Origin of the sequence: Bacillus sp. JJ1764 (genome assembly GCF_036962145.1) — a bacterium.
Lineage (GTDB): Bacteria > Bacillota > Bacilli > Bacillales > Cytobacillaceae > Neobacillus.
In genome coordinates this window covers 36,015-48,258 of the sequence record NZ_JBALNY010000126.1, presented here as the reverse complement: position 1 = coordinate 48,258, position 12,244 = coordinate 36,015, and the positions used below count along the sequence as shown (strand labels likewise).

At 38.7% G+C, this 12,244-nt stretch carries 15 protein-coding genes; 2 read left to right on the top strand and 13 right to left on the bottom strand.

The window, feature by feature from the left end:
* Positions 1-84 precede the first annotated feature (84 nt).
* Positions 85-834 carry a DUF4397 domain-containing protein gene (locus V7083_RS17125; RefSeq protein ID WP_335480068.1) on the top strand — a complete coding sequence of 250 codons (750 nt, stop codon included), beginning with the start codon at positions 85-87 and terminating at the stop codon, positions 832-834.
* A gap of 25 nt (positions 835-859) precedes the next feature.
* Here V7083_RS17125 and V7083_RS17120 read toward each other — a convergent pair whose 3' ends face one another.
* From V7083_RS17120 to V7083_RS17110, 3 genes are all read right to left on the bottom strand, one after another.
* Positions 860-1,438, bottom strand: coding sequence for a YpmS family protein (locus V7083_RS17120; protein ID WP_335480066.1), 579 nt, complete (start codon positions 1,436-1,438; stop codon positions 860-862).
* Between the two features lie 6 nt (positions 1,439-1,444).
* Complete coding sequence (locus V7083_RS17115) at positions 1,445-2,272, bottom strand: SGNH/GDSL hydrolase family protein (RefSeq protein ID WP_335480064.1); 828 nt, start codon at positions 2,270-2,272, stop codon at positions 1,445-1,447.
* A 104-nt stretch (positions 2,273-2,376) separates the two neighbouring features.
* A complete protein-coding gene (locus V7083_RS17110; protein ID WP_335480062.1) occupies positions 2,377-2,955 on the bottom strand; it encodes an SCO family protein in 579 nt (192 codons plus the stop codon).
* Positions 2,956-3,122: 167 nt separating this feature from the next.
* Here V7083_RS17110 and V7083_RS17105 point away from each other — a divergent pair, with 167 nt between their 5' ends.
* On the top strand, positions 3,123-4,010 hold the full coding sequence (locus tag V7083_RS17105) for an MBL fold metallo-hydrolase (RefSeq protein ID WP_335480059.1): 888 nt from the start codon (positions 3,123-3,125) through the stop codon (positions 4,008-4,010).
* Positions 4,011-4,037: 27 nt separating this feature from the next.
* Here the strand turns inward: V7083_RS17105 and V7083_RS17100 are convergent, their stop codons facing one another.
* The 10 genes from V7083_RS17100 to V7083_RS17055 form a co-directional block, all read right to left on the bottom strand.
* Positions 4,038-4,880, bottom strand: coding sequence for a DegV family protein (locus tag V7083_RS17100; protein ID WP_335480057.1), 843 nt, complete (start codon positions 4,878-4,880; stop codon positions 4,038-4,040).
* A gap of 126 nt (positions 4,881-5,006) precedes the next feature.
* Positions 5,007-5,237, bottom strand: a complete 231-nt coding sequence (locus V7083_RS17095) for a hypothetical protein (protein WP_335480055.1) — start codon at positions 5,235-5,237, stop codon at positions 5,007-5,009.
* Between the two features lie 219 nt (positions 5,238-5,456).
* Complete coding sequence (hypE, locus tag V7083_RS17090; RefSeq protein ID WP_335480053.1) at positions 5,457-6,458, bottom strand: hydrogenase expression/formation protein HypE; 1,002 nt, start codon at positions 6,456-6,458, stop codon at positions 5,457-5,459.
* A complete protein-coding gene (hypD, locus tag V7083_RS17085; protein WP_335480108.1) occupies positions 6,458-7,570 on the bottom strand; it encodes a hydrogenase formation protein HypD in 1,113 nt (370 codons plus the stop codon). The genes hypE and hypD overlap by 1 nt, the downstream gene beginning before the upstream one ends.
* Positions 7,545-7,778 carry a HypC/HybG/HupF family hydrogenase formation chaperone gene (locus tag V7083_RS17080; protein ID WP_335480050.1) on the bottom strand — a complete coding sequence of 78 codons (234 nt, stop codon included), beginning with the start codon at positions 7,776-7,778 and terminating at the stop codon, positions 7,545-7,547. The genes hypD and V7083_RS17080 overlap by 26 nt, the downstream gene beginning before the upstream one ends.
* Positions 7,769-10,060 (bottom strand): carbamoyltransferase HypF, encoded by a 2,292-nt coding sequence (hypF, locus tag V7083_RS17075; protein ID WP_335480048.1) that lies wholly within the window; start codon positions 10,058-10,060, stop codon positions 7,769-7,771. Before hypF ends, V7083_RS17080 begins: the two co-directional genes overlap by 10 nt.
* Entirely contained in the window at positions 10,045-10,704 is a 660-nt protein-coding gene (hypB, locus tag V7083_RS17070) for a hydrogenase nickel incorporation protein HypB (RefSeq protein WP_335480045.1), read from the bottom strand. Before hypB ends, hypF begins: the two co-directional genes overlap by 16 nt.
* 6 nt (positions 10,705-10,710) lie before the next feature.
* Positions 10,711-11,061, bottom strand: a complete 351-nt coding sequence (locus V7083_RS17065; protein WP_335480044.1) for a hydrogenase maturation nickel metallochaperone HypA/HybF — start codon at positions 11,059-11,061, stop codon at positions 10,711-10,713.
* Positions 11,054-11,497, bottom strand: a complete 444-nt coding sequence (locus tag V7083_RS17060) for a hypothetical protein (protein ID WP_335480042.1) — start codon at positions 11,495-11,497, stop codon at positions 11,054-11,056. Before V7083_RS17060 ends, V7083_RS17065 begins: the two co-directional genes overlap by 8 nt.
* On the bottom strand, positions 11,494-11,970 hold the full coding sequence (locus V7083_RS17055) for a HyaD/HybD family hydrogenase maturation endopeptidase (protein ID WP_335480040.1): 477 nt from the start codon (positions 11,968-11,970) through the stop codon (positions 11,494-11,496). The genes V7083_RS17060 and V7083_RS17055 overlap by 4 nt, the downstream gene beginning before the upstream one ends.
* Between the last annotated feature and the right edge of the window lie 274 nt (positions 11,971-12,244).

Sequence of the window (12,244 nt, the reverse complement as noted above, 5' to 3'; positions counted from 1 at the left end):
TTATATCTTTTGGAATAAAACTTTGACACTCCCCCATTTCTGTTTGAATAAAGTAGTATGTAAAAGATTAGAGGAGATGGTTGGATGCCTGATAAACGAACCTCTACAGAATATCTGCAAAGAGCTGCACTATACGATACTCTTGCTCAGTACTATAAATACACAAATCCGCAATATCACATCCATTACTACCTTAAACACCTTCACAACATAAATAAAGCAATAGAAGTTATGCTTAATGCCGCCCGAACCCAGAGTGATGCATCTGTCAGAATTCTGCATACATCGTATAATTCCCCTAATATCGACGTTTATGTCAATGGTCAACAACTCATTAAAGATCTGCCGTTTAAAAAGATCAGCACTGATCTTACATTAAAGCCCGGCAAATATCATATTGATTTATATCCTGCCGGAAATATGGTTGACAGTGTGTTAAATAAAAAAATCACTGTCGAATCAGGGGGTTCCTATACTTTAGCTACAATTGACCAAGTTACCAAAATGCGACTGCTCATTTTTGAAAATCATCCATCTGTTCCAATGAATGAAGCTAAGGTCCGGTTTATTCATTTATCACCTGATACCCCCTCCATTGATATAGCCGTTAAGGACAGAGATGTTGTATTTCCAAATGTGTCCTATAAACAAGCAACTGAATATCTTGCCCTCACCCCTATGACCATTGATCTTGAAGTCAGAAACGCAGGAACCAAACACGTAATCCTCCCAATGCCTAAACTGCTTTTTAAGGCCAATGAAAGCTACACCATTCTGTTAGTGGGATTATCAGAAGAGGTACCTGAGCTTCAAATCGTAAGGATCATCGATTGAAAAAGGCGCCCTGCTTTGAAGGCGCCTATTTTACGGGTACTAAAATTGTAAAAGAGATCTTGTTTTTCTTTAAATCAAATTGCTCTGCTTCTATTTTCATATCACTTTTCAATTTCAACTCTTGCATATGAACATATATAAGTTTGTCAGACGGTCTTATTTCCACACCACGAGGCAGTTTATAATTTTCTTTTATAAACGAAAGGACGTAGGAAATGGGTACGCGCAAACTACCAATTGACATTGATTTTTGCTTTAAGACTAAATCCCCGTTTTTTAAAGCTTCTGGCTCAAATGTCAGTTTCATATTAATTTTATCGCTAAAAACTGGGAGAATGCCGTACAATTCCACTTCATCATTCAATACTACACGATAATCAATGGGGGAATCTTCCACTTCTTGTTCCAAATAATGATTAATTAATCGGTTTAAATCGTATTTATTTGATTTGACGTGAAAAGATACATAATCTCGATTTGAACCTTTTTTAGCTGGAATATCAGGACTGGAAGCTGGAGACACAATTAAGGAAAATAAAATAATTGCTGTCAAAAGGTTGATAACCATTAAAATCAAGAACGACATTTTCCATTTATTTTTCATATCCGTCTAATTCTCCTCATTACTAACCACGTACGGCTTCTTTTCAAGATCAGGCAGAACCTTCTCCTCCAAGGTATCATTCAGCCTCTCAGCAATCAGCTCATAGCCTCTGTCATTAGGATGAAAGTTATCGGTATATAACAAATTTTCATTAGCGTGCAAAAATACATCCTCAATAGAGACGAAATAGGCATTTCCATAATTGGTCATGATTGCTTGAGCTGTTTGATTCCAATCAGAGACGATCTGATCCATCTCTTTAATATCGGAAAACCACTTGGAAAAAGGATTATATAAGCCCACAAGCACAATCGAGGCATTAGGATTTTCTTCAGAAATTTCTTCCATAATCTCGATTAAGTTTCTACGATAGATTTCTTTTCCCTCGGTAAAATCCGAAAGCTGGAGATCTGAGAAATGATCCTTCACCACTTTCATTAAATCATTACCGCCAATAGTCAGGATGACCAAGTCTGCCTTTTGTAATACAGGTTTCATTTCTGGAGATTTCAATCTCTTTAACAGCTGAGTAGTACGATTCCCTTTTACACCGTAGTTATAAAAATCCACTTCTTTGATTCCTTTTTCTTTTTCAAGCATGGTTTTTAAATAGGGCAGATAACCGCCCTGCCCGGTGCTGTCACCTACACCTTGTGTCAGGGAATCCCCTGCTGATAATACAGTTAATTTACGTGGATAAAAATCCGCAGGAACGGGCTCATAAACTTCTATAGCTGTTTGCTTAACCTGATGGAGGGCCATTTTGTCTTCACTGCAGGAACCCAATAATAGGATTAAGAGAACTAGAAGGGGGACAAACTTTTTCAATTTCATTCACCTGCCTTCTATATCATTCTTATTATATCATGACTTAAACAATACAAGATAAATGTGTAATTTATCTTATGCATATTGAAAAAATAGACCAATTCAATGGTCTATTGCAGTGCTTTAATATCATGAATCATTTCATCATACTGAACATTTTTGTACCCGTCATAGGATTTTTTTATATGTCCATCCGGACCGACTAAATAGATATACGTTTGATGAATAACCTGGTTTCCTGTATCAGGTTTTTTCACAAAAGTCTTGAAGTTTGTTTTAGCAAAGTCTTCTATAAATTCCTGTGAATACCCTGTTAAAAATGTCCAATTCTTAAAATCTACCCTGAATTGCTGAGCATATGTTGTTAATTTGTTCGGAGTATCAACCGTTGGATCAACACTAAAGGAAACAAATTCTACATTTTTTAGTTTTTCCTCTTTTACCATCTTTTGCAATTTGAGCATATTGGATGTCATAGGAGGACAAACGTCAACACAACTGGTAAAAATAAAATCAGCAATCCAAATCTTACCTTTAAAATTCTTCAATTCAACTGGTTTATTCTCTTGGGAAGTTGCCGAAAAATTTGTAACCGGCCAATCTACTTTATTCTGAATCTCTTCTTTTCCACATCCAGATAATAATAAAGCGATCAACATAAAAATGATCCATCCAAACCGAATCTTCATTAGCTTCACACAACCTTTTATTCAATATCCGTCAATAGTGTAACAAAGTTTCAAAAAAGAAGAAAGAAAAGATCTGCTGTAAAAATTTTTTGAACTATTTTTAAGATGTGATATAANNACATTCACTCATTCTATTAAAAATGAATGTTAAAGGCGAGGTGAACAGGATGGAACGAATTGGTCCATTGATGATTTTAGAGGGTCCCAACCGAAGCAAAGTCCCTTATTCTAGAAGTTTGTATTTGGATTGCTCTGAAAAAGTATTAATTGACACAGGTGCTGATCCAAAAGTATTATTGGATGTTGATCATGAAAAGGGAATTGAATTAATCATAAACACTCATTACCATCCCGATCACACCCTTCATAACCATCTCTTTAAAGATGCCACCAAATTAATCAATCCGATTGAATTTGATACCTCCCGTACGGTAGAAGAAGTCGCAAAGGCAAATGGAGTCTATCAGGAATGGGGCGCAGAGGGTGTCGAGAAATGGAAAAGCACACTTCCAAAAGAATGGACTAAAAATCTAGGCGAAATTTCGGGTACCTACGAATATGAATCCCAATATATCTTTGACGGGGTAAAGGTTATCTTCTTACATACCCCAGGACATACGCAAGGTTTTTCATGCCCGTATTTTCCTGACTTAGGGGTTGCGTTTGTTGGAGATTATGATATGACTTCATTTGGACCATGGTATAACGGAACAGATGGAAATATTGATGAATTCATTGCCTCAGGAAATCGGCTGCTAACCCTTGATGTACATACCTATATTACCGGACATCAAAAAGGTATTTTTTCGAAGGAAGAATTCCAGGATTCCATGAAGATCTACCTAGATATTATCAATCGTCGAGACCAACTAATTGAACAGCATGTCCATCAAGGATTAAGCTTTGATGAACTGGTTAAGGTCGGAATTTTTTATCCTAAAAAAGCATTGGAAAATCCAATTTTAAACACGTGGGAACGAAGTGGAATCCGTAAACATTTACAACGGTTGGGGTATGCGATAACGGAAACAAAAGAATTAGTAAAAGACAAATAGGATGGGCAGCTTCGCCCATCCTATTTTTTAATCTGTATAATACATTAAGGCAAAAGCACCTGGTCCAGTATGAGTACTTACCGTTGGACCTGTATAATCGATTTCGACATCCTGAAAACCGGTTACCTCATAAATGCCTTCTTTAATTTTTGCGGCAATTTCATATGCTTCCGCATGGGCAATGCCGACACGTTGAATCGTTTTTCCCTTAACATCTTCTGTAAACTGCTTGACCATAAATTTGACAACCTGGGAATAACTGCGCACTTTTGTAACAGGTGTATATTCCGCTCCTTCAAGAGAGGCAATTGGTTTGATATTCAATAGAGAACCGATAAATGCCTTACCTTTGCCAATGCGACCACCTTTAACAAGGTTCTCCAACGTATCTACCATTATATATAATTTGGTATGGTCACGAATCGTATCTAGGCGTTCAAGAATTTCCTGCATATTCTTGCCTTGTTCAGCCATTTCCGCAGCCTCACGAACCTGAAATGACAACGCTTTAGAAATAAATTTAGAATCAATAACGGTCACTTTCGATTCAGTCATTTGAGCGGCACTTTCAGCAGATCTGACGGTTCCACTCATTTTCCCGGTCATATGAATAGAAAGGACTTCGTAGCCTTCTTTTCCAAGGCGGTCGTATACCTCAAGAAAAGCGCCAGTGGAAGGCTGAGAGCTTTTTGGAAGCTCTTTGGAATGACCCATTTCTTCAATAAACCTAACAGGATCTAATTCCACTCGATCTAAATACGTTTCTCCATTTATCGTAATTGCCAATGGAACCACTTCAACACCCAGTTCCTTTGCTACTTCAATTGGCAAGTCCAAAGTTGAATCGGTTACAATTTTAATTTTGCTCATGTGTTCACATCCCTAACGTGTTCCTTCTTTGTATTATACAGGTTTCAAAGCTTGAAAGAAATAAATTCTTCATAATTCCTTAAAATTGACCAGGAAAAAACAGGTCAATTTTACATGACCTGTTCACTAATCAAAGGATTTAAAAATATAAGGACTAATTTTTGGTTGAGTATTCGGTTCATGTTGGAGATCAGATTCCTTTACAATAAATAGATGAGGACCGTCTTGCTTTTTTGCTTTTGGTACAGTGGCTTTTACAGATGTTAGATCCTGATTGCAGGTAGGACAAATCCAATTTCCATCAGCATAGCTACTATAAGAAACTTTGTCACATTTTGGGCAGAGTTTTTTGTACATGATTACGACAACTCCTGCTAATAATTATTATTTTTTTATAATATATGATATAAATTGAATAATAGACCTTCATATAGTAGAGTGTTGTTCTCATTAAAGAACCATTTAATATGATTATACTATAAAAACCCCTGAAAATATAGTTTATTTATTCTTTATTAAGAACAAAATGGATATTAAAAAAAATGCCCCCATTCTATGTTGAATGGAGGCATTTTATTAACAAATCCGCGGAAACATTGTTCCTGATAATCTTGTCAGTAATCTTTTTGAACCAAGTGGTGTTTCCAGCAATAGCTGACCTTTTTGTTTTCCAATGATCGACCCAATTACTTTTGCATCTTTTCCTTCAGGAAATTCCTTTAATATATCAAGTATTTTGTCCTTTTCGTTTGCTGCCACAATAATAATTGCTTTTCCTTCATTAGCGAGATAAAGCGGATCATAACCCAAAAGATCACAGGCCCCGTGCACTTCTGATTTTACAGGTAAAGCAAGCTCATCCAATTTCATTGTTAAGTGGAAGTCTTCTGCTATCTCCACAAGAGTTGTAGCTAATCCACCTCTTGTTGGGTCTCTCATGATTTTTACTCCATCTGTTTGTTCAAGAACTTCCCATAGCATTTTATTTAATGACGCACAATCACTGTTAATCGGTACCGTAATACCTAATTCTCCACGTGCAGCAAGGACAGCAATCCCATGATCACCAATTGTGCCTGTTACTAGGATGGCGTCCCCTTCTTCAAATTCCAAACTGCAACCCTTACCCGTTTCATAGATGCCGATTCCAGTAGTGTTAATGTAAACTCCATCTGCACTTCCCCGTTCAACTACTTTTGTATCGCCAGCTACAATTTTCACACCGGTTTTACTGGCTTCATCTGCCATATCACTTACAATTTTTTTAAGTTCTGCAATTGGGAACCCTTCTTCAATTACAAATCCACATGTTAAGTAGGCAGGTTTAGCTCCACTAACAGCAAGGTCATTTACTGTTCCTGCCACCGCTAACTTACCAATAGAACCACCTGGGAAAAATATTGGATTAATCACGAATGAGTCAGTCGTAACGGCAATTTTGCTGTTTTGAATAGTAATTTCTGCCGCATCAAATAAGGCTGCTTTACCATCGCCAAAAGACTCCACAAAAATTTCCCTAATTAGTCGGTGGCTCATTTCACCACCATCTCCATGTGCCAGACTAATATATTTCTCCATTAAAAGCTCTCCCTCATGTATTGATAATAGGCTGCACAACTTCCTTCTGCTGATACCATGCATGGGCCAATAGGGTTCATTGGATGACAGGCTTTTCCGAAGAGCGAACACTCCGTTGGTGCAATCAGTCCTCGAATAACTTCACCGCAACGGCATTTTGTTTTTCTAGGCTCTCCTACATTCACTGAGAAGCGCTTTTTGGCATTATACTTATCATACTTTGGCTTTAAATCCAGTCCACTGTTGGGGATGATTCCGATGCCCCTCCATGCCTCGTCGCATTCTGTAAGATATTGGTCCATATGGTTTTGAATCACCTGGTTCCCTGTTTTTCTGACAACAGCTCGATGATTATTTAATATCTCCGTTTTCCCCGACATTTTTAGATCCATTAATTTGTATATACCTGAAAGAAGTTCTGCTGTCTCAAAACCGGTTATGACTCCTGAAATCTGATATTCATCTGTTAAATAGTAATAGGAATCTTCCCCCAGAACAATTGAAACATGTCCAGGCAGTAAAAAACCGTCTAAATGAACTTCACCTGCATCAAGCAAATATCTTAATACAGGCTCGACTAATTTTGTTGTCATCCAGATCGAGAAGTTCTCGATCTTTCGTTTTTCAGCCTCAGCAACCATGAGAGTTAAAATGGGAATCGTCGTTTCAAAACCAATTCCGAGAAAGATAACTTCTTTTTCTGGATGTTCCTCTGCTACTTTAACAGCATCAATCGGTGAATATAATACGCGAATATCCTTACCGGCAATTTTTGATTCCAGCAGAGTTCCTTTGGAACCTGGCACTCTCATCATGTCGCCGAATGTACAGATGATTCGGTTCTCTCCCTCGGAAAGGGCAATCATAGCATCTATCGATCGCTGGTCTGTTACACATACGGGACAACCCGGTCCGGAAATAAGGTTTACATAATCCTTTATGTATGGTTTTACCCCTGTTCGGGCAAGCGACATAGTATGGGAGCCGCACACTTCCATGAAAGCCGGTTTACGGCCAAATTTCCCTTGGAATTCCTTTGCTTTTTCAATTACAGCTTCAGCCAATGGCTTACAGATTTCTGGATTGCTAGACTGTTTCAGAACTTCGTGCATTGACAAGTTTCATCCACTCCTCCACACTTTGTTTAGCATATTCCTCATCGACAATACTCATTGCCTGGCCTGCATGGACAATGACATAATCCCCCAACTCCACCTCAGGCACGAAGATGATCCCCACTGTTGTTTGTGAACCAAGGACATCAACCTCTGCACTAAATTCATCCTTTTTTATTACCTTTGCTGGTACACCTACACACATAATTTTGCCTCCTTCTTGGCTGCAGCCGCAGCTAATTGTCCAAAGGACAGTCCCCCATCATTGCAAGGAATTTGTTCCGGGACAAATACGTGGAATTCATTCTTTCGCAATTCCGCGGAAATTCTTTTTCTAAGGTACCTGTTATGAAAGCTGCCACCTGAAAGTACTACCTTTTTTTCTTCACAAGGAATATCCCTAGTTATGTTCCTCAAAGAAGCGAGAATAGCTTGGACAACCGTTTCATGAAAGCTTCCACTAATCTCGGAGACCTTTTTTTCTTCCAAAACGTCAGAAGCAATTTCCATTAGCATTTCTGAAAAATCAATAGTTAAAATCTCTTGGTCTAGCAATTTATAAGTATACGGTTGATACACTTTATTCTCATCAACCAGCTCAGAAAGCAAAATGGCAGCTTCGCCGTCATAGCTTGAGACCGTTGTCACGCCACATAAGGCACTTACAGCATCAAATAACCGACCGCAGGTTCCGGCATAAACGGTATTGATATTTTTATCAATCATCCTTTTTAATACATCAATATTGGCAATATGTTCAGGGAAAATTTGTTTCGCTAATCTCTCCCCTTCCTTGCGGTTTAGAGATATGAGCATTGCTGCTGCATTTCTCCATGGTTCTTTGATACACTTTTCACCACTGGGAAGAGGAGTATAGTGTAAATGTGCCAGGCGATTAAACGAAGCAGCGTCTCCATGAAGAATTTCAAATCCCCAAACGTTTCCATCTACCCCATAACCTGTCCCGTCCAAAATAATACCAAATGCCTTTCCAGAAATACGATGCTCCTCCAAACAGGCTGCCATATGGGCATGATGGTGCTGAATTGGATAGACTTCCGAAAAATCATATTCATTTACTAGATTCTGAACTTGATAGCCGGGATGCATATCAATTACTGCTGTATTCATTGGTGGGTCCATCCATTTAAGAAGATGGGCCAACTCCTGCTGATAATGATTAATGGTTTCGAGGTTTTCTAAATCACCAATATGTGGTCCAATAAAGATTTGTTCATTTCTACCGATTGTAAACGTTGTTTTTTGTTGTCCCCCAAAGGCTACAATCCCAGATACGTCCTGTTTAGTGGTAAAAGGGTCAGGAACATACCCTCGCGAACGTCGTAAAAAATCAAGTTTACCATCATTGATCTGTACTACAGAATCATCTACAGGATGGAGAATTTCACGATTATGTACCAAATAATAATCTGCAATTCCGTCTAAATAGTGAAAAGCCTCTTCATCTTTATATAATATTGGCTGACCCGATGGATTTGCACTTGTCATAACTAGACAGGAAAGATCTTGGTCTGCAAATAATAAATAATGAAGCGGTGTATAAGGCATCATGACTCCGATCGTACTCATACCGGGTGCCACACTATGAGCCAAGTCGTAATTGGTTTGTTTTTTTAAGATGACGATAGGTGATTCAGGACTTTTTAATAGATTTCTTTCGGTCGGATCCATCCTCGTAAACTCTGCAGCTGAGTCTAGTGAGGACGCCATGACGGCAAGAGGACGATTAGGTCGTTTTTTTCTGATACGGAGCATAGATACAGCTTGCTCATTTCTCGCATCACAACTGAGGTGATATCCACCAATCCCCTTAATTGCCACAATACCTCCTTGTTTTAGCAGATTGATCGTGTGTTGAATTGGATCCTCACAATCCACCTCTTTACCTTCCCCGTCAAGTAGGCGGACTTTAGGACCGCACTTAGGACAAGCAATTGGTTGAGCATGGTGTCTTCTATTTGTCGGATCCTCATATTCTTTCCGGCAGTCTTCACACATTGGAAAGCTTTCCATAGAAGTGTAAGGCCGATCATAGGGCAGTTCTTTAATAATCGTGTAACGTGGACCACATTGAGTGCAGTTAATAAATGGGTATTGATAACGGAAATCTGTCGGATTATTCATTTCTTGTAAACAATCCTCACAAACAGCCGAATCAATAGGGATAACTAGCATCGATGTTCCGCTCCGCTCACTTTCAATAATCGTAAAATCCCTTACATCTTGAAGTTCAGCTTTTTCAACTATAATTTCAGTCATTTTTGAAAGTCTTGGGGCTTTACTTTTTAAATCTGCAAGGAATGCATCGAGAACGACGTTGTCTCCCTCAAGATAGATTTTGACACCGTCCATATTATTTTGTACTGTGCCGCACAGCTGATATCGCTTAGCAAGCTGAAACACGAATGGCCTGAAGCCTACCCCCTGTACCCTTCCTCTTACAGCAACCCTTATTGCTTTAAGCATTTGCCATATGCTCCTTCAATCCATGATATCCATTCATGAAGTCCTTCCTGAGTACGTGCTGAAATAGGCAATAAGATGGATTCAGGATTAATCTCAGTCAAATCCTTTTTGGCTTCTTCAACGTTAAAATCAAGATATGGCAATAAATCTATTTTATTTAAAAGTACCAGTTCAGTCCGCATGAACATTTGCGGATATTTTGGGATCTTGTCATTACCTTCAGGAACACTGAGGACAGCTACCTTATGGTTTTGCCCAAGATCGTAGCCTGAAGGACAAACCAGATTACCAACATTTTCGATAAATAAGAGATCAATTTCCTCCAGATCAAATTCAGCCAGTGCAGCAGCTACCATTCTCGCATCGAGATGACATCCTCCATGAGTATTGATTTGAACTGCTTTAGCACCCATTGCTCTAATCCGATCAGCATCTCTTTCTGTAGCCAAATCCCCTTCAATAACGGCTATCCGATATTTTCCTGAAAGAGCTCTTACTGTTTCTTCTAACAGCGTGGTCTTACCCGCACCAGGTGAGCTCATCAGGTTAATCACTAAGGTATTAGTGCTTTGAAAAAGCTCTCGATTGAACTCTGCAGCTTTGTTGTTATTTGTTAATACATCTGTTCTTAATGTTACCTTCATAATAGATTACTCCCCCTCATATGATAGTACCTGAAAAGTTTCCCCTGACAGCATCCTGCCGGAAGGAATGTTGCATTGAGGACAAAGGGCAATCTTTTGCTCGGGACGGTAAACATGCCCGCATAGTACGCATTCGGCCTTTGCCTCCTCAAGGTGTATAACCAGTTCAGCAGTTTCGGAAAATAGCTGGGGATTTTGCTCATGAATTATAGCAAAGGCCATTCTAAGAGCGTCCGGCATAGCGTTTGCTATTTCTCCGACAAGCAACTCAATTTTTTCCAGCCTTTTCATTCCTTTTGCCTCAGCGTCCTCTTGAACAAGCTGGATGATATCCCCCATTAGTGACATCTCATGCATAACTACCACCCTGTCTCTTATACGTCTGTATCCCTATGTAATACTGGTGATCCTTTAATTTCAACGGTAACGAATCAAGTTTTAGTTCACCTGTCATGGACTTAAAATTAAAGTCTTTTTCGCAATTCAAACATTTCCCTGTTGAATATTGCGAAGCCAGGAAAATAATATTTGAACATTCAGGGCAAATCCCATCCACTGCATGCAGATTCTCACCATGCTTTGAAACAATAATGGGTTTACCATTAAGAAATTTCATTTCCACTTCAGCGTAAAGCTCACTTTCGTTCATTAAAGGAATCCAGCTAATCCCCAAAGCTTTATCGGCAGCCTCCTCCATTTTTTCCAAGTCATCACTCAAAAATGGCTCGTAAACGGATTTAACTGTATGGAACAAACTTCCAGCCATCTCTTTTAAAAAATCTCCCCGTTTCATCTTGAATGACTCCAATTTTGGACCTGCTTAATTACAGCATTTGCTAGTTCATCAAGATTGGCTTGATTGGTTTCAGTCAAGCCAATTCCAAGTTGAAGTGAAGTTGGCTGCATTCCCAACATGGCTATTCGCTTCGGATATCTTTCCCGCATTTTGGCGGCCATTAAGACCTCTTGGAAACCCAACTGATGAATAGACATTTTAATTCCGAAGTATGCTGGAATCTCGTCACCTTCCAGTTTTATTATCGTCCCTCCAGGTTTACCTGCATTAATGGCATCAATGATTATTAAGTTCTCTGCGTCTTCCACTGGACCAAGCAACTTGATCCCATCTGTCAACCCTTCAATTATTTCAATATTTTCATTGTTCTTGAATGCTTCCTCTAATAATGGTAAAACATAAATTCCTACACCTTCATCCGAGAAAAGAGTATTACCAATTCCTAAAATGGTTATTTTATTTTCGCTCATGGCTATTCTCCGATCTGTTTCATTTCATTCAAAAAACAACCAACCGTTATCGTTTACAATTCACCTCCGTAATTCCTAATAAGTTCTTCTATTCATAATGCTATCACTTTAATATGGTAATTACTGTGAATATTTTTTAAATCTTTTTTAGCCGATAGGAAAGTATAAACTTTCCATCAGGTATAAGATGCAACTACGCCTCTGTCTTCGTCTAAAGGTTCGCCAATCGGCGAGTTTTCTTATTAAAAAGGCTCTATTAAACTTGACTGTTGAT